Source organism: Streptosporangium sp. CA-135522, from assembly GCF_050949235.1.
Taxonomy (GTDB): domain Bacteria; phylum Actinomycetota; class Actinomycetes; order Streptosporangiales; family Streptosporangiaceae; genus Streptosporangium.
In genome coordinates this window covers 5,370,815-5,397,808 of the sequence record NZ_CP192026.1, presented here as the reverse complement: position 1 = coordinate 5,397,808, position 26,994 = coordinate 5,370,815, and the positions used below count along the sequence as shown (strand labels likewise).

31 protein-coding genes are annotated in these 26,994 nt (G+C 67.7%); all 31 read right to left on the bottom strand.

The genetic code is table 11. From position 1 onward, the window contains the following. Nucleotides 1-36: 36 nt before the first annotated feature. The 31 genes from ACQPYK_RS25565 to ACQPYK_RS25415 all read right to left on the bottom strand — a co-directional run bounded on the left by ACQPYK_RS25565 (nt 37) and on the right by ACQPYK_RS25415 (nt 26,993). Nucleotides 37-849: a peptidoglycan recognition protein family protein gene (locus ACQPYK_RS25565; protein WP_433235566.1), complete on the bottom strand. Its 813-nt coding sequence runs from the start codon at nt 847-849 to the stop codon at nt 37-39. Beyond that, complete coding sequence (locus ACQPYK_RS25560; RefSeq protein WP_433235563.1) at nt 846-1,289, bottom strand: hypothetical protein; 444 nt, start codon at nt 1,287-1,289, stop codon at nt 846-848. The genes ACQPYK_RS25565 and ACQPYK_RS25560 overlap by 4 nt, the downstream gene beginning before the upstream one ends. Further along, nucleotides 1,286-1,801, bottom strand: coding sequence for a hypothetical protein (locus tag ACQPYK_RS25555; RefSeq protein ID WP_433235560.1), 516 nt, complete (start codon nt 1,799-1,801; stop codon nt 1,286-1,288). Before ACQPYK_RS25555 ends, ACQPYK_RS25560 begins: the two co-directional genes overlap by 4 nt. Nucleotides 1,802-1,980: 179 nt before the next feature. Continuing rightward, nucleotides 1,981-4,764, bottom strand: coding sequence for a hypothetical protein (locus ACQPYK_RS25550; protein ID WP_433235557.1), 2,784 nt, complete (start codon nt 4,762-4,764; stop codon nt 1,981-1,983). Further along, entirely contained in the window at nt 4,757-4,939 is a 183-nt protein-coding gene (locus tag ACQPYK_RS25545; RefSeq protein ID WP_433235555.1) for a hypothetical protein, read from the bottom strand. The genes ACQPYK_RS25550 and ACQPYK_RS25545 overlap by 8 nt, the downstream gene beginning before the upstream one ends. 2 nt (nt 4,940-4,941) lie before the next feature. Further along, nucleotides 4,942-5,427 (bottom strand): hypothetical protein, encoded by a 486-nt coding sequence (locus ACQPYK_RS25540; RefSeq protein ID WP_433235552.1) that lies wholly within the window; start codon nt 5,425-5,427, stop codon nt 4,942-4,944. Nucleotides 5,428-5,448: 21 nt separating this feature from the next. Next, nucleotides 5,449-8,250, bottom strand: coding sequence for a hypothetical protein (locus tag ACQPYK_RS25535; RefSeq protein WP_433235550.1), 2,802 nt, complete (start codon nt 8,248-8,250; stop codon nt 5,449-5,451). An 11-nt stretch (nt 8,251-8,261) separates the two neighbouring features. Beyond that, the gene (locus tag ACQPYK_RS25530) at nt 8,262-9,131 is read right to left on the bottom strand and encodes a hypothetical protein (RefSeq protein WP_433235547.1); all 870 of its coding nucleotides are present in this window, start codon (nt 9,129-9,131) and stop codon (nt 8,262-8,264) included. Further along, the gene (locus ACQPYK_RS25525; protein WP_433235544.1) at nt 9,132-11,336 is read right to left on the bottom strand and encodes a phage tail protein; all 2,205 of its coding nucleotides are present in this window, start codon (nt 11,334-11,336) and stop codon (nt 9,132-9,134) included. Nucleotides 11,337-11,372: 36 nt separating this feature from the next. Beyond that, a complete protein-coding gene (locus tag ACQPYK_RS25520) occupies nt 11,373-13,289 on the bottom strand; it encodes a phage tail protein (RefSeq protein WP_433235541.1) in 1,917 nt (638 codons plus the stop codon). Nucleotides 13,290-13,522: 233 nt separating this feature from the next. Next, nucleotides 13,523-13,993, bottom strand: coding sequence for a DUF7426 family protein (locus ACQPYK_RS25515; RefSeq protein ID WP_433235539.1), 471 nt, complete (start codon nt 13,991-13,993; stop codon nt 13,523-13,525). 3 nt (nt 13,994-13,996) lie between these two features. Further along, entirely contained in the window at nt 13,997-14,464 is a 468-nt protein-coding gene (locus tag ACQPYK_RS25510) for a phage tail tube protein (protein ID WP_433235536.1), read from the bottom strand. Between the two features lie 68 nt (nt 14,465-14,532). After that, nucleotides 14,533-14,985 (bottom strand): minor capsid protein, encoded by a 453-nt coding sequence (locus tag ACQPYK_RS25505; protein WP_433235533.1) that lies wholly within the window; start codon nt 14,983-14,985, stop codon nt 14,533-14,535. Further along, entirely contained in the window at nt 14,982-15,344 is a 363-nt protein-coding gene (locus tag ACQPYK_RS25500) for a hypothetical protein (RefSeq protein WP_433235531.1), read from the bottom strand. Before ACQPYK_RS25500 ends, ACQPYK_RS25505 begins: the two co-directional genes overlap by 4 nt. Further along, on the bottom strand, nt 15,341-15,655 hold the full coding sequence (locus ACQPYK_RS25495) for a hypothetical protein (RefSeq protein WP_433235529.1): 315 nt from the start codon (nt 15,653-15,655) through the stop codon (nt 15,341-15,343). The genes ACQPYK_RS25500 and ACQPYK_RS25495 overlap by 4 nt, the downstream gene beginning before the upstream one ends. Further along, on the bottom strand, nt 15,652-16,032 hold the full coding sequence (locus tag ACQPYK_RS25490; protein WP_433235526.1) for a hypothetical protein: 381 nt from the start codon (nt 16,030-16,032) through the stop codon (nt 15,652-15,654). The genes ACQPYK_RS25495 and ACQPYK_RS25490 overlap by 4 nt, the downstream gene beginning before the upstream one ends. Nucleotides 16,033-16,035: 3 nt before the next feature. Continuing rightward, a complete protein-coding gene (locus tag ACQPYK_RS25485) occupies nt 16,036-16,386 on the bottom strand; it encodes a hypothetical protein (RefSeq protein WP_433235523.1) in 351 nt (116 codons plus the stop codon). Beyond that, on the bottom strand, nt 16,373-16,699 hold the full coding sequence (locus ACQPYK_RS25480) for a hypothetical protein (RefSeq protein ID WP_433235520.1): 327 nt from the start codon (nt 16,697-16,699) through the stop codon (nt 16,373-16,375). Before ACQPYK_RS25480 ends, ACQPYK_RS25485 begins: the two co-directional genes overlap by 14 nt. Before the next feature lie 9 nt (nt 16,700-16,708). Beyond that, nucleotides 16,709-17,086: a hypothetical protein gene (locus tag ACQPYK_RS25475; protein WP_433235517.1), complete on the bottom strand. Its 378-nt coding sequence runs from the start codon at nt 17,084-17,086 to the stop codon at nt 16,709-16,711. Between the two features lie 87 nt (nt 17,087-17,173). Next, a complete protein-coding gene (locus tag ACQPYK_RS25470) occupies nt 17,174-18,109 on the bottom strand; it encodes a P22 phage major capsid protein family protein (RefSeq protein WP_433235514.1) in 936 nt (311 codons plus the stop codon). Nucleotides 18,110-18,115: 6 nt separating this feature from the next. Beyond that, nucleotides 18,116-18,871, bottom strand: a complete 756-nt coding sequence (locus tag ACQPYK_RS25465; protein WP_433235511.1) for a hypothetical protein — start codon at nt 18,869-18,871, stop codon at nt 18,116-18,118. 214 nt (nt 18,872-19,085) lie between these two features. Continuing rightward, nucleotides 19,086-20,150 (bottom strand): phage minor capsid protein, encoded by a 1,065-nt coding sequence (locus ACQPYK_RS25460; RefSeq protein WP_433235508.1) that lies wholly within the window; start codon nt 20,148-20,150, stop codon nt 19,086-19,088. Continuing rightward, the gene (locus ACQPYK_RS25455; protein ID WP_433235505.1) at nt 20,143-21,714 is read right to left on the bottom strand and encodes a phage portal protein; all 1,572 of its coding nucleotides are present in this window, start codon (nt 21,712-21,714) and stop codon (nt 20,143-20,145) included. Before ACQPYK_RS25455 ends, ACQPYK_RS25460 begins: the two co-directional genes overlap by 8 nt. Further along, nucleotides 21,714-21,866: a hypothetical protein gene (locus tag ACQPYK_RS25450; RefSeq protein WP_433235502.1), complete on the bottom strand. Its 153-nt coding sequence runs from the start codon at nt 21,864-21,866 to the stop codon at nt 21,714-21,716. Before ACQPYK_RS25450 ends, ACQPYK_RS25455 begins: the two co-directional genes overlap by 1 nt. An 11-nt stretch (nt 21,867-21,877) precedes the next feature. Further along, complete coding sequence (locus ACQPYK_RS25445; protein WP_433235499.1) at nt 21,878-22,165, bottom strand: hypothetical protein; 288 nt, start codon at nt 22,163-22,165, stop codon at nt 21,878-21,880. Between the two features lie 10 nt (nt 22,166-22,175). Then, complete coding sequence (locus tag ACQPYK_RS25440; protein WP_433235496.1) at nt 22,176-23,549, bottom strand: LamG-like jellyroll fold domain-containing protein; 1,374 nt, start codon at nt 23,547-23,549, stop codon at nt 22,176-22,178. A 10-nt stretch (nt 23,550-23,559) separates the two neighbouring features. After that, nucleotides 23,560-24,063, bottom strand: a complete 504-nt coding sequence (locus ACQPYK_RS25435) for a hypothetical protein (protein WP_433235493.1) — start codon at nt 24,061-24,063, stop codon at nt 23,560-23,562. Beyond that, complete coding sequence (locus ACQPYK_RS25430) at nt 24,063-24,533, bottom strand: hypothetical protein (RefSeq protein ID WP_433235491.1); 471 nt, start codon at nt 24,531-24,533, stop codon at nt 24,063-24,065. The genes ACQPYK_RS25435 and ACQPYK_RS25430 overlap by 1 nt, the downstream gene beginning before the upstream one ends. 170 nt (nt 24,534-24,703) lie before the next feature. Continuing rightward, nucleotides 24,704-25,990, bottom strand: coding sequence for a PBSX family phage terminase large subunit (locus tag ACQPYK_RS25425; RefSeq protein ID WP_433235488.1), 1,287 nt, complete (start codon nt 25,988-25,990; stop codon nt 24,704-24,706). Continuing rightward, entirely contained in the window at nt 25,987-26,400 is a 414-nt protein-coding gene (locus ACQPYK_RS25420; protein WP_433235485.1) for a hypothetical protein, read from the bottom strand. Before ACQPYK_RS25420 ends, ACQPYK_RS25425 begins: the two co-directional genes overlap by 4 nt. 209 nt (nt 26,401-26,609) lie before the next feature. Then, the gene (locus tag ACQPYK_RS25415) at nt 26,610-26,993 is read right to left on the bottom strand and encodes a hypothetical protein (RefSeq protein WP_433235482.1); all 384 of its coding nucleotides are present in this window, start codon (nt 26,991-26,993) and stop codon (nt 26,610-26,612) included. Between the last annotated feature and the right edge of the window lies 1 nt (nt 26,994).

The following is a 26,994-nucleotide window of genomic DNA, read 5'->3' as shown; positions in this document are numbered from 1 at the left end:
GGGAGATTTGATGAGCCGCTAGCATTACTGCTTGCGTCAGGTGAGAGCGGCCTCCCAGCACGCGCTGTCCCAGATCAGGTCGTCCGCGCCTGAGGGGATCTTCTTGGCGTCCTTGAAGGCTCGGATCTTCTCGATCAGGTCCGTCTCGTCCTTGCCGTACACGGTTGCGTGCAGGTTCGCCGGCTCGTATCCGCGGGCGAACAGCAGCCCACGCATGGTCTTGACGTGCCGGTGCTCGTCACCGGGCTTGATGACAGGCAGGTTCTTCACCAGGGCCTCCGTGGTCAGGATCTTGGTCGGGACAGGCGGAACAGGCGTCGGAGCCGGAGAATGCGGGCGAGGTGCGCCCTTCTTGACCCAGGCGTACAGCGGGCCACCGGGACAGCTCGTCGAGTAGCCGTCTCGGTGCCCCTTGATCTCGTTGCCTGCGTTGCCATGCTCACGCAGGTACTCGATCGCGTCCCTGATGCCGTGCAGCAGGTCGTCGTTCGGCTCCGTGAAACCCAGCGACCCGACGAGCGCGAGCACCGCGTAGTGACCGGTGTTCAAGCCGGGGCCGTTCGCGGCTGGCAAGTTGAACGGGCCGCGGCCCATGAACACTCGCCTGTGCGGACAAACGGCGAGGCTGTAGCCCAGATCGATGTACGGCTGCTCCCTCGCCCCAGCCATGTGCATGTGCTGGATCTGCCGGACGAGCTTGCCGCACTCCTCGTGATCCTTCAGGATCGCCGGAGGCACGTGGCCACCCGTGTAGTGGATCTTCACACCCTCGGTGCCGGGGATGCGCGTGTAGGCCGCCGTGGGGGTCTTCGCGCCCCAGGTGCGGCGACTGACGAGCCTGATGCTCATTCGGGTATCCGCCCTTCCATGTTGATGTCTGGCCGCTCAGCTCTGATCGCTGGCATCGCCACCTCCCCGTCGCCCTGGATCACGGTCGTGTTGTTGACGATCGGCACGGTCCCGGTGAGCTGGTGCTGCTTCAGGTGCTCGGACAGGCCGTCCTCCACCCGGCGCACCGCCCTCTCCAGCCGATCACCCAGGTCTCGGAAGGTCTTGCCGCCGTTGGTCCCGAACTGCTCCTCGATCCGCGCAAGCCGCTCGGGGATTCCCGGCCGCGCCGGAACCCCCGGCCGGCTCGCTTCGCCCCGCCAGTCGTCGAGGAAGTTCTTCAACGCGGAGATGACCGCCCACAGCCAGGCTGCGGCCCGACTGAACACCGCCACCAGACCCAGACCGCCTGCCACGATCCCCGCGACCACGAAGACGTCCAGCGCCGTGTTACCAGTCATGCGACACCGCCCCACGGTTTCCGCCCGACGAACGCCCCTGCGGGCTTGCTGTCCCACATTGGCCGGGCCGGTTTCTGCAGGTTGTCGCGATACCAGTTCAGCGCCAGGCGGCGGCTTTCCACCCGCACGGGATCCAGCCTGGTCAGGCTCTTGATCGGCTCCAGTGGATCAGCGGGCGCGACCTTGTCCACACCGACGTATGCCAGCACGCCTTGGCGTACCTGCTGGGTCTCCGGCTCCATCCGCACCCGGTGCCGTTTGACCGCCTCCACCCGGGCTAGCTGAGCTTGCAGCCGGACGGTGTCGCTGACGGCCGGCGTCCAGCAGGTCGGCAGGCCGTGCGTATCCTCCAGCACCGCCGCGGCGGCTGGATCGGCCAGCGACAGCACATCGTTCGGATCCGGGATCCACGGCTCGTGCAACACGATGTCCAGGAGCGTGTCCATGTCGTTGGGGTCAACGCCGTACTCCGCGCACCGCCACTCCCACGTCGAGTGGGGAATGATGTGCATGTGGGCTACACCATCTGGCCTCACCCGCGACACCCCCCACAACGGCTCCGCACCGTCGTGAGCGCCGCGCTGCTCGGGTCGCTCCCCGCCTGACTGAGTCAGGCTGCTTGGGGTATGGGCCAGCTCCGCGTCCCATACCGTCCAGATTTCCGCCACAGTGGGCGCCCCCTATCCATTGATCAGTGGCGGTGCGACCACCAGTAGAAGCCTTTGCCGGACCACACTCCGCCGCCCTGTGACCAGGCGAGCGAGAAGCTGCTCTGGTTGGACAGGTCCTCGCACCAGTAGAAGTTCGCGGTGGTTGCGCCATCGCGGACCACAGCGACCGGCCCCATGTTGGAGGCCATGCTGGGCCCGTAGTTAATCGTCACGCCGCCGTAGTCGGGCGGGACCGTGCCCGACCCCGCGTGCACGGCGTCATAGGAGTTGGCTGTGTTGGTATCCCAGACCCGTCCGCGCAGGTAGAACCGGCCGGTGCCGTTGGTGTAGATGTACGTCTCGGTCGAGGCGAACCCATCGGTGTAGCCGTACTGGCCGTAGGACTGGGCGATGTCCAGACCTCCGCCGTAGCTTCCGGAGCCGGAGGCGCTCCGGATCCGTAGCCGGATCAGTCCGGCCGCGACCTGCAGTTCAGCACGGGCCGTACCTCCGGAGTCGGTGCCGCTGGTGATGAACGTCGTGGTCTCCCCGGGGTACAGACCATCGACCGCGTACAGGCGGGCGAAGTTCGTGCTGCTGCCGCCCGGATAAAAACGCAGGTCCAGCGTGCTGCTGTCCAGGATGAAGCGGCGGCCAGTCGCCGAGCTGCGCACGATGCTGCCGGTGATGGTCTTGCCGTTGATTGCGTTCGCGTCGATCTTCTCCGCTGTGATTGACCCAGCGGCGATCTTGTCAGCGGTGATCGCGTTCGCCGCGATGTGTGCCGCCTGGATCGCACCCGCCACGATCTTGTCGGCGGTGATGGCGTTGGCCTGGATGTGCCCGGCCTGGATCGCCAGCGCTTGGATCAGGCTGGCCGTAACCGTCCCAGCGGTGATCTTCGCGCTGGCGGGGATCGTGCCGTCGATGATGTGCTCGGCCCCGTTGATCACCTGCCCGATCACGTCGGTGTCGACCAGCGGCTTGGTCTGCGCGACCACCCGCGCCGACTCCCCCGAGATGTTCCCGGACCGGTCGATCGCGATCAACCAGAATTCTCGGTCCGTGCTGTATGGCAGGCCCGCCACCACGGCGGTGCCCGCCCGCTCCAGCCACTCCACCGCAGCGCCCTCGTCGGCGGAGACGAGCGGGTCACGCATCATCACCAGGATCCGCGCGAAGTCCTTCGGCATGCCGGTGCCCGCGGACGTGAGGCCATCCCACGCCACCCGCACCACACCGAGGCGGGAGTCCACGACCGGAGTCGACGGCTCCGGCGGCGGCGTCTCATCGTCGGGGATGATGATCTCCGCCGACGCCGTGACCACGCCCCGGACTCCGCCGTTGGTGGCGCGCACCCCGAACTGCCAGCGACTCTTGGGCTCCAGCGGGCTGTAGGTGACGGTCATGCTCTGCGTGGTCGCCAGGACCCGCGTTGCGCCGGTCCCCGGCGGGGAGATGCCGATCAGCTCATACCCGTCCACGCTCAGCGCGGTGCCGTTGATGTCGGTCGTCACCGCTGACCAGGAGACGGTGATCTGCCCGTGTGCGTACCCCTCCTCATCCAGGTACGCGGCAGGCGCCACCAGGAGCCCGGTCGGGGCGGCCGGTACCCGGTCGCTGCCCTCCGGCGCCGGATCACTGCCCGACCCACCGGAGGAGACGCCGCCGGCCAGGATGCCCGCCGCCTGCCGGGCCAGCTTGATATCTCTTTCCAAGAACCGGTCGTTCAGCGTCAGGTTGCCGCTGATCAGCCCGGAGGAGTCGACGGTCAGGGTGATCTGCCGCACCCGCAGCGGCTGCATCACGCTCTGGTCGCCCGGCGCGCGAACGTAGTCGCCTGGGGCATAGTCGGCCAGCGGCAGCCACCGCGCCACGTACGGCTTGATCGCCCGGGTCAACTGTACCCGCTCCCCGGCCGCGCGTTCCAGAGCGTTCTGCCCGAGGAGCTGCGCCGTGCCGGTGTCGGACACGCCGCCTTGGCTCTGGTGGGTTTCCCACCGGCCCCACGGCATCGTCGCGGCGGGGTTGGTCACCTCGACGCGTAGGCCCTCCTCGCCCATGATCAGGATCGCTGAGGCGGCGTCCTCCAGCGTGGCGTCGTCGGGCGCGCTGTCGATGTCACGGCCGAGCCGGAGCTCTACCGGCGCGGATCCATCGGCGCGGTTGGTGGCCAGCTCGGTGTCTGCGTTGTAGACGTGCAGTGTGCGGCCCTGCATGCACCAGTCGACGACGCCCTGCTCCGCGAAGTTGATCAGCAAGGCGAGCAGGTCGGTGCCCGGCTCGACGCCGAGCGACAGCGTCGTGGCCCACGGCTGGCCGGCCGAATCGTGCGTCTGGGTGAAGTTCACGGCCAGGCCCGCCGCCGCGCCGCGCCCCTTGCCCTCGTCGACCAGCGTCCGCAGGATCACGCCCGGCGTCACCGAGATGAACGGCCGCTTGCCGTCCACCATGCCCAGGCCGGGGTACAAGATCAACTTGCGCAGTATCCAGGCGTAGCCAGGCATGTCGTACGAACGGGTCCCAGCGCGGTCGGTGTCGTCACCGGACCTCTTGATCCGCAGAAAACGGCCGTTCTCCGGCTCGATCCAGGCCCCGCCGTTCACGGAATACTCCACGGCGATCTCGCACGGCTGCGCGAGCCGGGTCGCGCCCAGCGCCGACGAGCTGTAGGTCAACCGCAGCGATGAGACGTCGTTCAGCGGCAAACCGGCGTCCCAGCCCGAAGGAGCGGGCAGCACGCCGAGGCGCGGCCCGTTCGGGGAATGGACAACCAGCCGCAGCCCGTACCGCTGCGGGGTCCCGGGAATGATGATGTCAGGCACCAAGCCCCCTCGCCTCGGCGAGCCGCTGCTCAAGCTGGGCCACCTGCTCTTGGAGCTGCTCCACGGCGGCCGCCAGGACCGCGTTCTCGTAGGTCACCTGGTCGAGCTGCGCGATGTGCTTCTGACGGAGCGTCGCCACGATCTTCTGCAGGTCCACCGTCATGTCGCTGGCCACGTTCACTCCCTGTTGCTGAGCCGATGTCGGTCGATTTCCAGCCGTATCGACGCCGTCCGGATCGGGTCGATGCGCGTGCTGTCACGGATCTTCTGCAGCGGGTGCGCAGGCGGCTTGGCTCGTGCCGCGCTCTGCCTGGCATCCGGCATGATCACCCGGCCGTGGCGCTGCCGGCACGCCGCGATCTGCTCCGTCACCTGCGCGTGAGCCGTGCCAGCATCGACCGTCCCCGGGATGAGCATCGGCAGGTCCCCCGCGGCCTGGGCCGCGCCGAGCATCGGCTCATGCACGATGACGTCCAGGACGTCGTCCACGGTCGACAGGCCGTACTCGGCGGCCCGTATCTCCAGCAGGTCGTGAGGCACGATGTAGCGGTGCCGCCGGTCGGCCGACACCTCCTCAGGCACCTCGTACACGATGACCCACATCGGGATGCGGCCGGTGCCGTCCGTGGTCTCCTCCAGGCCGATCACGGTCCATTCCTGCACCGCCGCCCCCCTTTCTGTTGTTCACGCCCGCCAGGCCCACACCATCACCGTGGTGGACGTGTTCGTGGCCGCGTAGACCTGCACGCCGAAGTTGGATGTCGTGCGGTTCCTCACGGAGACGCGGACGTCGCCGTTGTAGTCGGACATGGCGACGAGGAACGGCGTCGACTGCAGGATCACCCCGAACGGGAAGGTGTAGCCGGTGTTGGTGTTGGCCACCGCCGACATCATGATCAGCCCGGCCTCGGTGCCTGAGTACGTCCACTTACCTGCGTACTGCGCGGCCGCCGACGTGAAGCGGAACCTGTTCAAGTTCGCGGAGGCGTCGTTGTAGCCCATCTCCAACTCGTTCGGCTTGGCGAACATGTAGCCGCCGCCGGCCGTCCCGGTGCCCGGGTTGAAGATGTGCACCCGTAGGTCCGTCGCGGACACCACGATCTGCGCGCGGGATGTGCCGGGCCCGTTGGTGCCCGACGACATGACCATCGTCGCCTCACCCGCGTACATCGACCCGTCCGAGTACAGCCGGGAGTAGTTCGTCCCGGCGCCCGGGTGGAAGCGGATCTCCGGTTGCGTCGCGCCGGTTGGGTTGATGACGAGCCGGTTGCCGGTCACCCCGGAGGCGAGCTGCCCGACGATGCTCACGCTGCCGGTCGACGAGACCAGTACGGTCTGCGTGCCGCCCGCGTCGTACGCGGCCAGACCGGTCGAGTTGAGCTCCACCCGCGCCGCGGCCGGATTCCCGGCGACGATCCGAGTTGCCAGGGCCAGGACCGCTTCCAGCTTCGCGGCGGTCACAGCTTCTGCTGCGATATGGCTGGCTTCGATTTGCCCGGCAGCGATCTTGTTTGCGGTCACGCTATTGGCGGCCAGGTGCCCAGTCTGGATCGCGAGCGCTTGGATCAGCCCGCCCGTGATCGTGTTCGCTGTGACCTTGTCGGCCGCCACCACCGTGCCGTCGATGATGTGCGCGCCGTCCAGGACCTCACCGATGACGTCGGTGTCCACCAGCGGCGCCGTAGCGATCACCGCTGTGGCGCTCGCCGCGGACTCATTCCCGGCGTGATCGATCGCGGTCAGCCAAAACTCGCGGTCCGCGCCGTACGGCTGGCCGATGACGACGATCGACCCGGCCGCCTGCAGGTGGCCGACCTCGGCCGCGCCGGGCGCAAGCGGATCCTGCATCCACACGCGAACCCTGTGCAGGTCGGACGGCATCGGCGCCGCGCCGGCCCCGAGACCGTCCCAGTGGACATGGATGACTCCGAGCCTCGTGGACAGGATCGGCGTCGTCGGCACAGGCGGCGGCGTGTCGTCGACCGGGATGAGCACGGCGTACTGGTCGGAGAACAGGCCCTTGACGCCCTGCGACGTGGCTCGGACCTTGAAGGCGTACTCCTCGCCGACGAGCAGCGGCGAGTAGGTGGCGTTCGTGTCGTCGGGCTCGGTCGTCGCGACGAGGAACCACGGCGCGCCGATGATGTTGCGGCGCATGAACAGCTCGTAGGAGTCGATGTCGACGGCTTCGCCGTTCACGTCCAGGAGGACCGGGCCCCATGTCGCGGTGATCTGCCCCTGCGCGTGCCCCGACGCATCGACGTACGCGATTGGGTTAACGATCAGTCCCGTGGGTGCGGCCGCGGTACGGCCCCGCGGAGTCTGCGGCGCGGGCTGCGCACCCGACCCGCCCGACGCGGTCGACCCGCCGACGATCCCGGCGGTACGGCGCGCGAGCCGGATCGACTGCTCCAAGAAGCGGTCGTTGAGCACGACGTTCCCGCCGACCATGCCCTTGGCGTCTTTGGTGAGGGTGATCTGCCGGACCCGCAGCGGAGCCAGCGTGCCGCTGCTCGCGGGCGCGATGACCTTGTCTCCTGGCTGGTAGTCCTTCCACGGCAGCCACCGCGCCGAGTACGGTGTGATCTCCCGGGTGTGCTGCACCCGCTCCTGGGCGGCGCGCAGCAGCGACGACTCAGCGAGCAGGAACGCGGTCCCGGTGTCGCTCACACCGCCTTGGCCGATGTAGTTCTCCCACCGGCCCCAGGGCAGCACTGCGCTGGAGCTGTACGACTGGCGGAACCCGTCGCCGACGACGAGCACAGCAGACGCGGCGTCCTCCAGGGTGCCCATGTCGGGAGCGTTGAGGACGTCACGGCCGAGCAGCAGGTCCACGCGGGGCGGGCCTGTCGTCAGGTCGTTGGCCAGCTCGGTGTCTGCGTTGTAGACGTGCAGGGTCCGGCCCTGCATGCGGAAGTCGATGACGGACTGCTCAGCGAGGTTGATCAGCGTCGTGAGGGCGTCCAGGCCGGGCTGGTAGTAGATCGTCATGATCTTCGCCCACGGCTGGCCTGCGCTGTCGTGGGTGGTGTTGAACGTCCAATCGAGGGCGGGCAGCGCGCCGCGCGCCTGCGCCTCAGTGAGGAACGTCTGCAGGATGCTGCCGGGCGTCGCCGAGGTGAACGCTCGCTTGCCGTCCACGAGCGGAGCAGGCCCCGCGTAGAGCACGATCTTGCGGAGCTGCCAGCCGTAGCCGGGCATCTCGAACGTCTCCATCCCGTTCTCGTCGGTGACGTCTGTTCCGCGTTTGATTCGCAGGAACCGCGAGTCAGGCGCTTCGGTCCACGTCTGTCCGTCTCCTGACCATTCGACGGCGACTTCGCACGGCGAGGCGAGCAGGCCGGCGCCGAGGGCGTGGCGGCTGTAGCGCAGGGTCAGCGCGGGCACGTCGTTCAGCGGTTGCCCGGTCTGGAACGCGAGCGGCTGCGGCAGCAGGCCCAGCTTGTCGCTGTTGGGGGCGTAGACGACGAGGCGGAGATCGAACACACCCGCCTCCCTCACAGGTAGGAGCGGCGAGCCCGGATCTTGAGCGCGGACGCGCCCGTCGTGCTTGACGCGGCCGCGCTCACCAGGACGGCCCGCGAGTGCGGGTCACCCAGCGCCATGGCCGGCGTCAGGTGCAGCCAGCGGAACGCTGAACCGGGACCGGTGGCGTTGACTTTGCCGGTCACGTCGGACCCGGTGGACAGGTCCCACGTGTCGGTCGTGACCGTCGCGGCCTGGAGCCGGCCGCAGTCGATCAGCAGGTGCTGCCCAGCGGGCACGGTCCCCGCATACGCCACCGTCCCGCCGGTCGCGACGTCGGTCACCGAAGGGTTCACGGCCGGGCCGGTCACCCGGAGCAACGCATCCACGATCGGCCCCGTGGACCCGGCAAGAGGGGTGACGATCTGCTCGGCTCCCGGCAGCGTGCCGGTCCACGTCGAGTCGGCCTCGTCTCGCCAGTAGACGCCCGGGACTTTCACCACGGCGGTCAGCCGGGCCAGCGCCGCTCCGACATTCACCTCCGGCTCCGACACGGCCTCGATGGTCACCCCGGCGACGCGGATGATCGACCCGGCCACCCACTTGCAGGTGATCAGCCGGTGCCGCACGCCGAGCAGCGCGCCGAGGGCCTCCATGTTCGCTTCGAGTTGCTCGAACCCGCCGTTATGTCCGTCCGGTGTCCGCGAGTAGACGGTGAGCGCGAGCCCGAACGACGTCGCCTCGTGGTCAAGGCCCATGATCGGCAGGTCACCGGCTCGCCCAGGCACGGCCACGCTCACCGACCGCGCCCCCGGCAGCGGCCGACGCTTGGTGCCCTTCTTCAACCGCCAGCACCCGGACGGGTGATCCAGCGGGACACCGTCGAGGACGTACGTCGCCACTCACACCACCCCCATTGCGCCGGCCATTTGCAGGCCACGGTTGATCGTCTGTGATGACGGCTCGGCCTGCGGGTTGATCGTGGTCAGGTTGATGACCACGCCGCCGCTTCTGCCCGGCCCGGCGGCGCCGGCCACGGCCCCACCCGACCCCACCGGTACGGCCAGGTCTGGGGCGAACGCCGTGGTGAGCTGCCCAGCGATGCTCCGAGCCGTGCGCAGCACCTGTCCGGCTGAGCCCTGCATGCCCTGCGCCATGCCGAGCATCGTGAACCGGCCGATCTGCGCGAACACTCGGCTCGGCGAGGCGATGCCGAGGGCTTGGCGTACCCAATCCGGCATGATCGAGGAGAAGAAGTTGTACAGCACGTTGCGGAACCAGTCCCACATCGACTGGATGCCGTTCCACAGGCCGCTGATCATGGCCATGCCCAGGTTGCCCATCACCGCGGCGATGTCGCCGACTGCGGACACGATCTGCCCCGGCAGGGTGGTGAAGAAGTCAACCAGCGTCCCGCCGATCCACTGGCCGATCCCTTTCACCAGGTCAGGGATGATGCTGTGGCCGATCAGCACGTCGTACAGCCACCCGAACGCGCCCACGACCGTCTTCACCATCGCGTCCACGATCGTGACGATCACCTGCACCGCCGGGCCCAGCACGCTCGACAAGCCATGCGCAAGCAGGGTCACCAGGTTGATGACGTGCGGCAGCACCGTCATTGCGAGCTGCACCAGCGGCGGCAGGATCGGCATCACCGCGTAGAGGATCTGCGTGAACCCTGCCGCGAGCTGGACCAGCAGCGGAGCGAGCGCGAGGACAAGCTGCACGGTCGGCGGTAGCAGCGACACCCCGAGCTGCAGAAGCATCGGCAGGATCGGCATCACGGCGGGCAGCAGCGCCGCGAACGCCTGCACCACCTGAACCAGCGCGGGCGTCAACATGATCGTCGCCCGCATGATCTCCACGCCGAACAGGGCCGCGGCCTGCGTCAGCAGCGGCAGAATCGGTGTGATGGCCTGCCCGACCGCGCCCAGAACCTGAACCAGCGCTCCACCCAGGACAGCAGCGACCTGCCCGACGAGTGGCAGCAGCGGCAACAGGGCCGGCAGCAGCGCCGTGACGATCTGCGCGACCAGGTTGCCCAGCGGCCCGAGCAGCGGCAGCACAGCCAGGAGGAACTGTCCGAACGCGGTCGTGATCTGCCAGATGACCGGCTGGAGCCGTATCAGCACTGGCACCAGCGCGGCGGTGATCATCGCCGCAACTTGCACCAGCACTGGCATCAACGCTGTCGCGAACACCGCGACGAGCCGCACCAGCGGCGGCAGCAACGGCATCACCGCGGCGACGAGCTCGCCGACGCCCGTCAGCAGCACACCGATGGCAGGTGCGGCCTGCAGCAGCGCCGACACCAGCGCCCCACCGAGGGCCTGCACGAGCATGTTCAGCGCGGCCAAGACCGGCCCTATCAACTGCGCGCCGACCTGCACCAACCCAGCGATGATCGGCCCGAGAGTCTGCAGGAGCGACCCGACGCCGATGACGAACTGGGCCAGCAACTCGGAGTTCGCCGCGAACACCCCGATGATCGGCGTCAGGAACCCGACCAGTTGCGTGGCGAACAAACCCATCGAGCCCGCCACCTGCGACAGCATCGGCACGACGACCGCGATGATCTGCTGCACGACCGGAAGGATCGGCACCAGGACCTGCACCAATGCCGCCGTGAACTGGCTGAGCAGCGGCGCGATCTGCCCGAACATGGTCGCCAGATGCGGGGCGATCATCTGGGAAAAAATGGTGCGAAGGTTCGCGGCGAGCTGCTGAAGCGGTTCCTCGAACACTGCGGCCGCGCCCCGCAGTTCCTCCAGGACGCTGGCCCCCATGGAGGAGAACGCCGCTTGGACACCCTCAGCGGATGCGGCCGCGGCGATACCAATGCCGCCGATCGCGCTGATCACGCCGATGAAGCTCCCGGCGACGCCCACAGCGACGCCGGACGCGGCCACACCCAGCGCGCCGAGCGCCGCGCTGGCCAGCGACGCAGCCAGAGCGATAGCGGCGCCCGACCGCACTATGCGGTCCGCTCCCTCGTCGAACCGGCTCGCCATCGCGCGCAGCGTGACAACGGACTGGACCAGGCTGGGTGTGAGACGGTCTCGTAGGCTGATCGTGGCGAACAGATCGCCAACGTTGAGCGCCACGCCTCACCTCCTGAACGGTTTGCGCCAGCTGGGGTGTCAGGAGGTAAGGCCGACCGCGGCGGCGTACTGCAGGCCCCGGTTCACGGTGCGGCTGGTGGGTTCGGCCTGTGGGTAGTTGTTAGTGACATGTACTGTCACCTGGGCGGCCGATTGGGGTACGGCCGCGTGCTGCCCGGCGCTGAACCCTCCGCCACCGATGAACACGCCGGAGGATCCGCCGTTACCCGTAGCGCCCTCGATGGTGCGTTTTGTCTGTTTCGGTAGCGTGACCTTGCTCTTCTTCGCGGTCGCCGCTACGCGGCTCAGGCCGTTACGGGCCGCTGCGTCTACCTTGGCGACTACGCTCTTGGCCGCGCTCATCGCGACGCCTTCGTTGTCCTTGAAGCCCTTGGCCAGGCCCATCACCGAGTACATGCCGATCTCAGCGAAAACCTTCGACGGGGAGGCGATGCCCAGCATCTTCTTCACGGCGGTGACGAGATCCCCGACCATGCTGGTGACCCAATTCTTGAACGCCTCCCACCCGCGGATGAAGCCGTCCCGGATGCCGTTGACCAGGTCAGTGCCCAGCGTTTTCAGCTTGGTGAACGCGGTAGTGATGGTCGCGCCGAAGGTGGTGACGGCGTTCTTGATGAGGTCGAAAGCGCCCTTGAAGTCACCTTGAAACAATCGGACGACCGCCTGCACCACGCTCAGGATCAGCGGCAGCACGGCGGTGCCAAGCTGGACCAGCGGCGGCAAGAACGGCGTGACCGCTGCGACGAGCTTGGCAAAGATGCCCGCGAGCAGGGTAAGGATCGGCGTCAGCGCCTTGATCACAGTCATGATCGGCGGCAGAAGCGCCACCAGTAGCTGCGACAGCGGCGGCAGAATCGGCAACAAGGCAGTGATCACCTGGCCGAAAGCAGTGGCGATCAGCGCCAGGACCGGCCGCAGGGCCACCAGCACCGGTTGCAGCGCCGAAGCCAGCGCTTGGGCGATCTGCACCAGGACCGGCATCAGCGCGGACGCCAGCGTGGCCGCGAGCTGTAGGAACGGCGGCAGCAGCGGAACCAGCGCCACGAGGATCTGTCCGAACGCGCCCACGATCTGCCCGATGACCGGTGCGAGCTGCACCAGGACCGGCGCCAGGGATGTAGCCAGGGCCTGACCCACCCCAGTCAGCGCACCCATCAACGGCCCAGCGACCTGAGCGCCGACCTGGACCAGCGCTGCCAGCACCGGCCCGAGCGACTGCAGCACCCCGCCGATCCCCGTTACCAGGGTTGCGAGCAGGCCACTGTTCTGCGACAGGACCGCCGTGATCGGCGCCAGGAACCCGGCGATCTGCCCGCCGAACGTGCCGAGGCTTCCGGCGAGCTGGCCGAGCATCGGCGCGACCGCGCCCACGATCCCGGAGACCGCGGGCAGCATCGGCTCCAGGAACGACCCCAGCCCGGACGTGAAGTCCCCCACCAGCGGAGCCAGATCGGTGAACATGCCCCGCAAGGCAGGCGCGATCTGGGAGGAGAACATCGTCTTCAGCGACCCGGCCGCCTGGATCAGCGGCCCCTCGAAGACGGAAGCGGCGTCCGCCATGTCGGCCTTCACCGACGTCTTCAGATCACCGAAAGCGGCCTTCACCGCTGGCGCGGCCATCGCGGCCGAGATGCCGAGCTTCGCGATACCGGCGACTGCGCCCGCGAACGCGAGCGCCACCCCGGCGCCGGCCGCGACACCGGCCGCGCCCACCCCGGCCAGCAGCGCGCCGCTTTTCACGCCCGCCGAGGCGAGCTTGGCTGCGCCGTCCGCGCCCGCCGATCCCAGCCGGGTCGCGGCCATCCCGGCGCCGATCAGCGCCGCGTGGATCCCCGACGCGTGAACCTTGATTCCTGCGACTGCCCTGCCGAACGGCCCTGTCATCTGGTCCCGGAAGGACAGGGTGGCGTACAGGTCACCAATGTTGATCGCCATGCCCCGCCTCCTGGTCGTCAGTGCTGGTCAGTCGGAGGAGGGGATGCCGTGTCCACGGCCGGCCGCCTTACCGGGAGGCGGGGCGAGCTGGCGAGCCAGCCGGGTGTCTTCCGACAGCAGGCCGACAATCCGGAGCCGCAGCCACCGCCAGGACCGGCCCGTCAGCACACCAGGCGCGTCGAGGTCGATTCCGTAGTGGCTGTGCAGGTCCGCTTCGATCAGGTCCCAGTGGGTCAGGACGCTTTCCCACGTGAGGGAGCCGCCTTTCGGCGCGGGTTCGTACCACTCGTAGAGCCCCGTGACCAGGTCGAACTCGCCGCCGCCGAGGAGGTCGTCTGGTCCGGGGCCGGTGCTTCCGGGTTGCCGCCGGACTCCCAATACCGCGTCGCGGTGTCAAGATCAGCGGCGATCCATAAGAACGCCGTCACGCCGCAGAGCTTGATCACCGGCCAGGAGATCTTGTCGGCAAGCAGCTCCTCGTGGACGGGGCCGAGGCACCGCTTGTAGAGGTTGAACTCCTCGACGTCGTCGAGGTCGGCCAGGTCCGTCTCCTTGCCGTTCGCGGCGGCGACACCGGCGTGCATGAGCTTCTGGCACAGCAGGCCGGTCTCCGCGGACGGCGCGGGGACGGTGTACTCCTTGCCGCCGACCGGCAGGGTGAGAGTGGTGTCGAGAAATTCGTCGAGGGCTTTGAGCTTCGCCATGGGCTACGCCGCCGGGTTCGTGATCGGCTCGGGCTTGCCCTGGCCGAGCAGCTCGGCCTCGAACGGCTCCAGGTCGGTGGTTTCTCCGCCAGCGCCCTTGTAGTCCACGGCGGCGCGCCCCTGGTAGGCGTCCGGGGAGCCGTCGCGGCGGTACCAGCGGCACTGGATGTCCGCGCCCGGGCCGATGGTGTGGCCGGCCTGCCGCAGGAACTCCTGGCCCGGGTCGGGGATGAACGTCGCCGCGTCGGCGTCCCGCTTGCGGTTGCCGTTGAGGCCCAGCGTCCACCCGCGCTGGGTGACGACCTGGCTGGCCCAGCCGTCACCGTCGAAGTCCGAGTCGTCCTCGGTTTCGGTGTTGATCTCCTCGGTGAATTCGGTGAGACCCCTGACGGGGGTCCATGTCGGCGAGGCCGGGGTGCCGGTGTTCACCTCGACCACCCAGTCCTTAGCGAGCAGGCTACGCAGAGCCATGGCGTTCTCCTTGTGAGCGCATGGAAAAGCCGCTAGCGGATTCGCTAGCGGCAACGGTTCAAGAGCGGTCAGGGGCGGCGCGTGGACGGCCGGTGGCACCGCAGTTCGTAGCTGTCGGCCCGTTCGACCCGGCCGGAGCCGTCTCGCGTGTGCGGGGCAATGATTCGCCGCTGGGCCAGCAGCACGAACACCCCCGTCGACAGCCGGTGGCTGGCCAGGCCGTGCACGGCGTTGAACACGGCGTCCGCGAGGTCGTCGGCCACCCGCGGATCCGGGCCGCCTCGCATGCGGAACTGGACCAGCACCGACGAGTCGGTCTGGTCCACGTCGTCGCCGACCTGCCCAAGGCCATACGTGGCGATGGAGATGGCCAGGTCCGGCGACGACGGTAACCCGCCGAGCGTGATGGCGGTCTGCGTGGGCGCGTAGAACCCCTCGGGGTTCCAGTCGCCCGCGCCCTCGTCCTCCAGGAGCTGCCCCAGGCCCGCGAGCAGCAGCCGCGTCCACCCCTGCGGCGTCACCGGAACAGCTCCTTGAGCTGCTGCGCCAGGAGCGCAGCCACGGCAGATGCTTCCTCTTCCAGCGCCGTCTCCAGGTACTTCGCTTCGCGGCCGGGCGCGTGCTTCCAGTCGAGGTTTTCGTGTTGCGCCACCGCGTACGGCTGGTCGTAGCTGATGGAGGCCCGCATCTCCGAGCGGTCCACGGCCGTGGCGCCCGAGTTCTGCAGGTGGCCTTCCTGGATCGGTACCCGCGTGTTCGCCACCCCCAGGACGTGCTCAGCGGCGTCCTTGAGTGCCCGCGCGGCCACGGTCTTGGCCTGCTCGTCGAACACGGCCGGGTTGAGGTGGAGGTCCAGGTCGACGTTGACTTCGCCCTTCACTTCAGCGCCACCTCCACGTGATCAGGTGTGGGCAGGCCGCCACCGTCGCGGACCAGCGATGTGATGGCCGTGGTTGTCCGGCCGTTGACCGTGACCCGGCTGCCGGGCGGGCACACGGTGCCGGGCTTGAAGTAGAGCGTCGTGTCCGACACGACCTCCAGGCCGGTGGCGTCCCGCACGAGCTGCCGCTTGTCGTCAGCCAGGCACGGCTCCGTCGTCGGCGGGCCGTAGACGGGCCCGTACGCGCCCTCACCGATCAGCGGCTCCACCATCGCCGTGTGGCGGAACATGAAGTCCGGGATGGCAGTCACCAGGTCATCACCGCAATCAGGAAGCCGGCCCGCAGCAGGATCGACACCGCATCCTGCGCGTAGCGAGGCGCCAAGCCGTCTTTGCTGTCCACCCGCGCGAGGCGAACAGATCCCATCGACACGTCCTTGAAAGCCGATGATGTACCAAACTCATCGCCGACTGCGAGCGTCCAGGCGGCCTGCGCGCACGTCGCCCGAGTCATCGCGTCCCGCTCCCCCGCGTTCCGGGCGAACCCCTGCTCGTCGGTTTCGTAGATGGCGTTGGCCAGCAACTCGTCGACGCGTTCCGACGCCCGCGCGAGTCGCCGTTCGATGTCGGCCGGGCCGGACTGTCCGGTGTAGTCGAGATACTGCTCAGCCGTGGCATAGGTCGGCATGAGCTATCCTGCTGGCAGCTCAAGGACTTCGACCGACACGCCGGCCGGGTCCGAGTAGTCCAGGTAGACCTTGCCGTTGACCTGGTTGTAGATCGCGGGCAGTGGCGGGATCAGCACGTCCCCGGTGGTCGCCGGGACGACATACGGGCGGTCGGTGAGGGGCTGCCCCTCCACCTCGCCGGGGATCTGCACTGTGACCGTCCGCGCGGCGGCGTTGCTGTTCTTCACGCGGACCATGCGGCGGCCGTTGTTCACGAACATGTGGCCGTCAGCGATGGCCGGCGTGGGCAGCGCACCCGCCAGGTTGTGCCCAGCACGGGTCATCGACGTGACCGGCAGATCAGTTCTCGCCATAGTCGTCCTCCTCCTGGCCGAACTCCGTGACGAGAGCGGCTTTGCTGAGTGCTCGGGCGTCCTTCTCAGGCATGCCGCGAGTGACCGCGTAGGCGACCCATGCGGCCTTGTTGTCGGTGTCCAGCGGACGTCGGGGCAGCGGCGCGCTGCCCGCGTCGACCGGCGGGGCGGCCGGGTCCGCAGGCAGCGGTTCGAGGTTGGCGGCCTCACCGGGTGCGTCGATCAGCAACCAGTTCGGCAGGTGATCCAGCCGTACCGACCGCTGCGCCAGCTCGACGCAGTCGCCCGTGTTGTTGTTGCGGTAGACGATCACGCGCCCGGCCTACGGAATCACGCGGAAGTCGACCTGGACGATCACCTCGGTCGGCGTACCGGCCGGGGCCGCCGCGACGACTGACAGGGTGTCGCCCGCGGCGAACGTGGCGTTCTGCAGCGCAGTGGAGCCCGCCCAGGCGTCCGTGGCCGTGGCGAGGTTGGCCACGAGCAGGTCCGAGGTGTTCTTCTTCGCGTTCACGGTGCCGCCGGTGCCGCCCACGCGGTAGGCGCGTACAGCGACGGCCGTGACCCCGACCGGCAGCCGGGCCACCACGTACGTGCCGGCCGTTCCCGCCGCGACGCGGTACTCCTTGCTGAAGGTGCGGGTGTTCGACAGGTCGATGTCGCCCGACTTGCCGTCCACGGTGTGGACCTTGTAACCCATCGCTTTCCTCCGTGGGTTCGAGAAGCGGAGCCCGCCCGGAGCGGGCGGGCCTGAAGAACACGCCAGCAGTAATGCTGGCGTGATGGGCTACGGAACGTCGGGGCCCTTGATGAGGACGGCGCGGTCCTTGTCCAGCATCTTCGTGCCGTACAGGCAGTCGATCGAGACGACGTCCTGCTTCTTGTCGATGTCGTAGTCCATGACTACGCGCAGACCGAAACCCTTGTACGAGGCGACGGCGGCGTTGGCCGCGCCCTGCGGCAGAACCAGCGGGCGCGTGACCAGGGCGAACGCGGTGCGGTGGAAGGCGACGCCGACCTCGGTGGTGCTGTTGCCGCTTGTCTGCGCCGGGACCGAGATGTTCTGGGTCTGGTAGGGGTCGAAACCGAACACCCGCCGACCGAGAGACGCCTCACGCAGACCGTCCGTGTCACCACGGGCGTCCGCGCGGTTGAAGAGATCGTCGCCGAGCCACTTCGCCTCGATCTCCGGGCCGACCACAAGGTAGCGGTCCGCGGACGGGACGTTGCGCTGGTTGAGCACGCGCCGGGCGTCGATCGCGGTACGCGGGTTGTCGTACTTGAAGACGTTCGCGCCGGTCGGGTTGGCGGCGAACTGGCCGATGACGCCGACCTCCTGCAGGACGTCGTCACGCAGGGCCAAGATGTCCCTGTCGATCTTTTGCGCGATCGCCTCCATCGCGGGCGAAAGGAGCTGCACCCCGAAGTCCTCGATCTTGAGCGTGAGCTCCTCAGTCGTGACCGCAAAGCTGACGTCGGCGAAGTGGTTCAGGGTGACCGGGATGCTGGTCTCCTGCGCGTTCTGGATCGTGATGCCGTTCGCGCGGACGTACTCATTCGCGGTGAACACCGCCGGCTTGCGCACGTTGACCGTGTCGCCGATGCGGGCCGCGAACTCCTCCTCATAATCCCTGTGCACGAGCATCGCCATCACCGTGGTCTCGTACAGCGTCGCCAGCGCGGCGCGGGCGATCACCTGCGGGGTCAAGAACGTGTTAGCCATGGTGGGCTACTCCTTGGTGTTGGACTTCCGGCGCCGCTGCGCCCGGAAATCTTCGGTGGTCATCTGCTCGGGATCGGAGCTGCGGCCACCGGGCCCACCGGTGAACTCCCCTCCGGATCGCGCGGGCGGCCCGCTCAGCGAGGCCGCCTTGAACTTCGGGTTGTCCTCAATCGCCTGCTGAATGCGCTCGGCCAGGACGGTCGAGAAGTCATCCGCGTTGGGGTCGAGTTCCTTGATGGATCGCAGGAACGAGCGGGAGTCGAGCAGCGCGTCGCCGTCAGCGCCGTGCTTGAGCGCGGTGCGGTGGACGCCCAGCTCGCGCAGCGCGCGGCGGTGCAGCTCCCTTTCGGCGTCGCGCTCCTTGGCCGTACTGTCCCTCTCGGTGGTGAGGCGGTCGATCATGTCTTTCGGATCGACCGGCTTCTCCTCCTCGACGATGCCGAGAGCCTTACCGATCTGCTGCGCGAGCTCCGCTTTGGCCTGAGCGGCGATCTCCTCCGGGGACGGCCCAGCCGGGGCCAGTTGCTCGGCCTGCTTGTCAGCGTTTTGGAGCTGGGTCCGGTACTTCACTGCGTCGTTACGAGCACGACGCAGCTCGGCCTGCGCCCACGCGGGCAGGTCGTCGACCTTCCGCGCATCCGGCTTGGCCTTCTCCTCGTCCGCGGCCGGGGTCTGCTCGGGGGTGGTGTTCACCTCCGACGTGGGGGCGTCCTGCCCGGCCCGGTCTTCGGTGGAGGTGACCTCGATCGCCTCGTCAGCCATGGATGTCTCCTTGCGAATCGGTGATGTGCCGCCCGTCCTGCGGGCTGTCGCACACCGCCCGGCCTGCGGGCGGCATGAAAAAGGGCCCACTGTGAGGTGAGCCCTGATATGAGAAGGCCCGCACCTGGCGGGCCTGGCTGTGTGATCACTAAAGGACGTCAAGGTCGCTGTCTGCCTCGACCTGCGAGACAGGCGGCGGGTCGCCGGAGGTCGACTACCGCAGCAGCCCCGTCTTGTCCAGGTGCTCACGCATCTTCGCCTGATACGCCTTGAGGTGCTGATTCGCGGCCTTCTTCTCCGGGCTGCCCTCGGGAGCAGCCGCAGCGCGCCGCTTCCACCCGCGGATCTGCCGTTCCAGGCGCCGCTGCTCTTGACTGTCCTCGTACATGCCAGCCGTCTCCACCTTCGGCGGTGGCTTCGTCAGCCCCGGTAGATATACCGAGAAGGTGTGGCGGCAATTCGGATGCTGAAGTCCCGCCTGACGCGCGTCCTCAACCGTCGCCGTGACCTGCACCGTGACCAGCTCGCCCGTCAGGACGTTCGTTTCCTGCCGGTCCCCCGCCGAACCGGCCTGGGACAACACCTTGCCCTCCCACGGCACGCACACCGGGCACCGGTACGGAGCCCGCGACACAATCACCAGGTCACGGCCGTTGTCCCGCAGCGTCGACAGATGCCCCTCGTTCGCCGCCCGCGCCATCGCCGTCCGGGCCGCCATCTCCGCGTACGCCGAGATAGACCAGGTGCGGTTCTTCTTGTCGACGAACCCGCTGATGCCCTTCGCGGCGAACTTCTGCAACGCCGCGGTTGTCGCCTGCTGCCGGGTGATCGCGCCGGTCAACGCCAACGGCGTCGTCTCGGCGATCACCTGCCGGTAGATGTCGTTAACCATGCGCAGCGCCCCCGTGGTGAGGGGCGGCAGCAGACCCAGCGCCTCCTTCAGGAGTTGCGCCACCCCTTGGCCCGGGGTGATGCCTCGATCCTCCCCCAGACGCTCCAACTCCTGGCTCGCCTGCTCGAAGCCGTCCTCCCACGCCTGCGTGACGCCCTTGCTGAGCATCTGAGACGCGAGCTTCTCAAGGTCCTTGAGAATCTTCTCCGCCTGCTCGCTGAGCTCCTTGATCTCAGTGAGCCGGTTGGCGGCCTGCTGCGGCTGGGCGCCCTTCGCTGTGGCCTTGGCCAGAACCTTGAACAGATGCTCTTCGGCGTCGGCGTACATCTCGGAGATCGCGTACGCGAGCTCGATCCGCCCGTCCACCGCCTCCAGCGCATCAGCCATCGAGGTCGTCGGCCTGGTCAGGGATGATCTGGTCGGTGAACGTGGCCGGGTCCGGCACGTTCAGGCCCAGCTCGTCACGCAGCCGCTTTTTCTCTGCGCCCACCTGGTCCTCATCCCAATCCGGGTGGACCATGCGGATACGGGTGTCGATCGACGCGGACTGGGCCCGGTTCAGCAGGTCAACCGTCCTGGCGACGCTCTCGGTCTCCAGGAACACGCCGTCCGGCCACTGGACTTGCGGACGCTCAGCGGTGACCTTCGTCTTGTAGATGTAGTGGTCGACCGACAGTAGGCAGTCGCCCAGCCACGCCAACGCAGGCGTGTTGTAGCCGATCTTCCGGCCGCGCGTGGTGAGGGACTGCCGCTCACGGGAGTGGATCTCCGTCGCGGTCGCCTCGACACCTTCCCCGGCCTCACCGAACGACTGCACGCTGTACCCGGCGCCGCGGACGATCGCCGCGACGAGGGTCTTCGCCGTCTTCCAGTGCTCCTCGACGCGGATCTCGAACTGCGACAGGGTGATCATGTTGCCGCTGCCGTTCGCCGGCGGCAGCATGCCGATGCCGGAGTAAATCTCCCGGTCCGGATCCCAGTACGAGCCCCTGCCGCGGCCGGTGTTTTGCAGGTAGACCTCGGGCACGATGATTCTGCTCTTGCCGAGCCGCAGGTCCCGCATCCAGGACGTGTAGGTCTCATCCAGTGCGTCCATCAGCGGCTCGACCCCGGCGTAGTCGCTACGGCCCAGGTTGGTGCCGCGCAGCGTCCGATGTGGCCTCATGTTCGGCACGTAGTGGACGAGCAAGCCCTTTGGATAGCCGGAATCGAATCCGCCGGACGAGTCCACTATCTCGGCGAACCCTTCGGTTGCCGGGTGCTCCTGCAGCGGCACAGGGTGGCCAAGGCGGCTGTCGTCGCCCTGGTACAGGCCGTGGTAGACGCGCCCCTTCTCGTGCCGTTCCAGGTGCCGCCAAACGACCTTCTGGTCCTCTTCCACGACCCGCCAGAACGTCACCGCACGCAGCCGGCCCAAGTTGAACTCAGGCACCGCGCTGTCGGCGGGCAGCGAGTCGTACACCGGGTGGTCGGCCATCTCGGTGTCCCAGCCGACCCGCCAGTACGCCCCGCCGTACGCGGAGCACAGCTCACCAGCTTCCAGCAGCCCCGCGTAGACGCTGCCTTCGTTCATGATCTGGTCGAGTCGCTTCTGCGTCTTCTTTCCCGCCGCGAGCAGCGTCGGCGGCTCCGAAAACAGCAGGTCCGCGGATTTGGACGCGATGTCCGCCGCCAACGGCACATGCAGCTTCGTGGACCTCGACTGCCCAGCCGGGATCGGGGAGCCCCAGAACCATCGGGCGATACGGCCGACAGCGCCACCCGCGAACTGCAACGGCCTGTCCCACCCCTTGAGGTCCAGGCCCAGGCCCGGCGACACCGCGCCATTGCCGTACACCTCAGCAAGCCGGTCAGGGTCACCGGAATACCAGGCCCCATGCTGGCCGTACAGCCTCATCTCGGCCCGCATACGCGGAGGCGGCCACTCCTGGTCGTTCGTGGGGAGCGGCATCACACCACCTCTCGTTCGTTCAGCAAACGCCCAATTTCAATCCACCGGTCGGCGAGATCACCGAGTTGCTCCATCAACTGGAGATTCGTGATCTCCAGCTCGGCCTGCTGGAGAAGGCGCGCGGCGCTGGACACCGCTTCATCGACAGTCACGTGGATCTCCGTCAGGTGATGGGGACAAGCCCGGCCGGGAGCACAGGCCGCTCAACGGCACCGTTCACACGGACCCACGCCATGTAGGTGCCATCCGGCAGAGCGACCGCGCCGGGGCCGATGAGAATGCGCGCCCGCGCGCCCTCCGAGGTGGCGTTAGACCACCCCGCAGGGAGCCAGTCGCCCTCGGCCGGCTCGGCGCCCACATTCGTGAAAGCGATCTCCACATCCTCCGTGCCGGCCGCACCATCGACCTGGATATACAGGTACGGGCGACTGAGCGAGGAAATGGGTTCCACAGTGAGCCCCCTACGTTGTCGGCGGCCCAGCGGACCATTCAGTTTCAGGTGAGGATGCGTACCACTGCACGGCGGGTGGCTTGGCGTGCCACATCACGAACGGTGAGCCAGCACGAAGCGGCCCGGTACGGCGCAGCATCCGGGAAACGGCGCCGCTTTCGAGGACCTGGCCGACGACACCCACGATCGGCGGCAGCGGCTGAAGCAGGTGAACGGTGCCCGTTCCGATGACCGGCGTGACCGGCCACGCTTTGACACGCAGCAGCGGGAATTCCGTACCGGCCTCGACGAGCTGGGCCAGGAGGCCACCCCGCGCGAACCCGATCGACTCGGCGGTACCTGCTTCAGCGATCTGACCCAGCGGGTGAGCCTTGACCGGGGAGAACGGCAGCGCATCGCCAGTCTCAACGACCGAATGCATCTCAGGTTTGGCGCGGACGTTCACTGCGGTACCGGTCTCAACGACCTGGCTCACTGATTTGATCTTGACGCGGTTGAACGGCTGGACACTGCCGGTTCCGGCGACTTGCCCCATGGCTTGAGCCTTGGTTGCCAGCACCTGGAAAGCCGTGCCGGTCTCGACGACCGGCGGCAGCGCCCGCGTCTTGTTTGGTGTGCTCGACACCGCAGCGCTTGTCTCAACGACCTGACCGACGGTCCTGCTCTTGACACGATTGAACGGTCGAACACTGCCGGTCTCGCTGACCGGCGAGATCACCGTTGCTGCGGCTCGTGTCCATGCGCCCATCCGCCGCGCGCCCCAGGAGATCGGCGGCCCGTCTTCTTTCGTCGCGCCTGTGCCGCCGCTCAGCGTAGATGCGCGGCCGGAGTAGTCAGCCGTTTCGGGCCGGAGCAGCGGATACCAGGCCCGTAAGTTCTCCGTCCGTACCGGCATGTACTGCCTGCATTCGGCTTCCAACTCGGCCTGGGTCAACGCCACCGTCCAGAACTTGAATGCCGCTACCGCCCCGTTGATCCATTCGCCGCCGAAAGGGCTATCACCGATGCGCAGGGTCGCGGCGTTGAGGTTGGACGACTGGGCGGTCCAGCCGCCACTGTCGAATGCAGTGTCGTCTGCTGCCCGCGTGGTTGTGGTGCCATCTACGCCGTTCACGGCGATCGCGATGTAGTACCAGGTGCCGACCGTCATCTGACGGACAATCTGCGCAAGCCCAGCGTCGTCCCACACCGCCATGTCGACACCAGACTCACTGGTTTGCAAGACGAAATAGTCGCTGGCGCCGTTATCGATGGCCCATGGGGTGGTGAAACTCGCTCGGTTAGCTGCGATTTTGACCCAGCAGGCTACGGTGAACGCAGAAATGGTGCCGAGCGCGACCGCTCTGGTGTAGCTCTGCCCGGCCGCGCTGAACCTGACCGCCACCGTAGACCCCCTACGCGCCGGTGTAGGACAGTCGGACGCTAGTCACGATCGCGTCGCCCGCCATGGTGTCGCTGGCGTCGGCGGCGTCACGTCCGAGTCGTAGCCATACCTCGTCGCCGGCGGCCATGCTGTCCAGCGCTGACAGGATGAGCGTCGTCTTGTGTAGGCGTTTACCGGTTGTTCCGAGGTGGGAGGTCACTGCGGTCAACCCGACGTTCATCGTCTTGGCTTCGACGTTGTCGCTATCTACTCCCGGGGTGATCGCAGCGAGGAACACCTCCCAGCGAACCGCCCCGGAGGTAGCGGTGTCGGCGTACCACACGACGTCAACGGTGAGGTCCCCGCTTGTGTAGCTCATCGGCTCGAACTTCCACGAAGCTCGTTCAGCCGTGGCGGCGTCGTAGGCCAGACCGCTCACAGGGAAGGCGGACCCATTCGCTTTGGCGAACGCGGGGAAAGCGGTGGATCGGAACTGCGCCTCTTCGGGCGCGAGGTACAGCCGGTACGTCGCCATCAGACCGCCCGGAAGAAACCAGCCGGGTCGATCTGCACGACCACGTTGCTGCCGTCCGGCTGGATCGGGAAATCATGCGACGTCAGGGGGATGATCGCGCTGTCAGGCGAGGCGGTCGCTGGTCGGTAGCACACCAAGATTTTCGACCAGTTGCTTCCCACCTGGACGTTGGTCCAGGTCTGGTCAGGGATGTCGAGGTCAATGCGATCGTTGACGTCGTCAGGAGTCAAGGCGTTCAGATCGGCTGCAGCCAGCACCTTCCGCGTGTAACCGGTGTTGGTGGCTTCGTCGGTGGTGCCAGCCAGGACGTCGGCGAGCGTGTCCCGGTCTTTCAGCACCGCATCGGTCTCGATGTTCGCGGCGGCCAGAGCGACCAGGAGTAGCGTGCTGGTGGCCGGGTCGCCTGTCTTGACCCGGTTGTAGAGCTCGGCGGTTCTGCCCTTGGCAATGTTGAACTGGAAGTCAGCCATGACCCTCCTCATGTGAGGTCGGAAAAGAAGATGAGTGGTCCCGGCCTGCCGCTGCCCCTCAACAGAGGCAGGCCGGGGCCACCGGGGCTCGACGCGCTGCGGAAGGCCAGCGCGGAGCCGCCCGCACCCGGTGGGGTGCGGGGTTTGATATGCCAGCGGTAGCGCTAGCGTCAGTAGTTCGGCACGGCTTCCAGCAGCGGCATCCATGCCGCCTGCGTGGTGTGCAGGATGTATCGGCCGGCGTCGAGGCTGTGGTCGTCGAGTTTCACGGGGGCGTCGTCGCCTTTCTCAGCTTTCCGGTCGTCCCAGGAGTAGGAGCCGATCTCGGAGATCCAGCCGTGGCAGGAGCGATGCACTCGCAGGTGGTCGGCAGCGATCAAGTTGGACACGGTGCGGATGCCGTCGAGGACGGCGTTGTCGCCGAGCTGCGGCAGCAGCCCATCATGATGGAGCTGGGTGACGAACGACGCTGCGGACGGGTCGACGATGATCCAGTCCGGGCGGACGCCCATGGTGCCTGGGCCGTAGGTGTCGGGGATGTTGTCCAGCCATTCGCCGACTTTCGTGGAGTACTCGGCGTCGGTGAGCTGGCGGCGCTCCATGCGGGAGTCCCACCGCCACTCCGACACCAGGTAGATACGCCGCTGCCCATCCCGGTCCGGGGTGGACACCCCAGCGAGGAGCGCCGAGAACGGGTTGACGGTGCCGTAGTCGATGCCGACGCCGAGCCAGCGTTCCATCAGCGGCAGCGAATCGACGATGTGTCTGTCCGGGTCCCACATGTCGAAGATCGCGCCTTCGGCCATGCACCACTCGCCGAGGACGTACCTGCGGTACCACAAGCCCGTGTACTCGCTCTTGAGGTTCGCCACGTACACGGGGTCGAGGGCCGGGTTGTCGTCGAGGGTGAAGTGCCACCACTTCAGGTCCAGCTCGTGTGACCGGAGGAGGAACCGTTTCCGCAGCCAGTGGTTGGGCGCATCGGGGTTCGTGGTGCAGAAGATCTTGCTGCCGGTGACGGAGCAGCGGGCGAGGAGCTGATCCCAGAACGTCTCAGGGATCAGCGTCGCCTCGTCCACGTACGCGCCCGCGCAGGTGAGACCACGCAAGCGGGACTCGGCGCGCACGTCGTTCGCCGAGATAATCTCCACGCGGCGGCCGAGAACGTTCGCGGTCGGGGCGCCGCGCGTGAAGAAGATCCGCCTAGCGATCGGCCCCGTCAAGCTGGGGTCCATCAGCGGCTCGAACACGTTACGCGCGATGGTGTCCGCAGTCTTACCGACGATCACGAGGTGGCCACCGCGGGGCGCCTGCGCGACGTACATCAGCCACCGCAGAAGGGAGGCGATGGTCTTCCCGGATCGGACGCTGCCCGTCCAGATGTTGATACGGGCCGTGGATTCAGCAATGCTGCGTTCTTGCGCAGGTGACAGCGTGACAAGCGCCAGTTTGCTCACTCGTCGTTCTCGCTAGCCTCGATGGCGTCGACGATCTCCACCGTCGTCACCCCGGCTGGGACGTGCCGGGCCTGCATCTGCGCGAACAGCGACCCGAGCAGGCCGATGACATCAGCGCTCTCCGACCCGTTGCGGTTGATCAGGTCGAGGCCCAGCAGGTTGCAGCGGCGCGTGATCAGCTTCTCGGCCTGCTCGACCGCCTTGACGTCGCCCTGCAGGGCCTTGGCCCAGATGCCAGCCATGAGCCGGTCGAGCCGGTCAATCTCTATCTGCAGGAGCTGTTCGGACGCGAGGTGTTCGGCCTTGGCCGCCTTCTGCATCGCGCGTGTGATGTCCCTGACGGCTGCAGCGTTGGAGGCGTAGCCGAGGGTTTCCGCGATGATCGTGGGGCTGATGCCCGCGATGCGCATCTGGACGGCTTTGGCTCTACGCTCAGCGACGACGGTGGCCGACGCTCGTCGCCTGCTGGAGACCATGAGGGGACCCCCGTTTCTAGATCGACAGTTGGAGGGCGGAGCGATGCAAGCAGAGAGAGCGCAAGCGATACCGCTTGCATCACTCGCTTACGAGACAGCAAACGTCGACGAGCTCGGCGAGCGGCGACCTTGAGATCCGGCTCCTAGCTGATATCCCAGATGTGCAGGACGAGCTGGGAGCCCTTCACCACCTGGCCGATCCGCATGTCCGGGCCGATCAGGCGGGTGTGGTCGTCGTCGTCGAGCACGCCCGCGTCGACCAGGCCGTCAACGACGGCCTTTGCGGACGGATACCAGTTGCCCGGGTCGCGGCGGCGCCGGTCGACAGGCCGTAGCTCGCCGATCACGTACACCCGGTCGAAGTGGGGCACGCCGAGCGCTGCCGCGGCGTCGCGGCCGGCACCGCGCAGGGCCTTCGTCAGCTTCGCCTTCGCCATCGGGTGAAGGCGCTGATTGCTGTTCAGCAGGGTCATCCCGACCGGCAGCTCCACCGTCCAGTCCGGGGGCGGACGCTCGTCGAACCACACC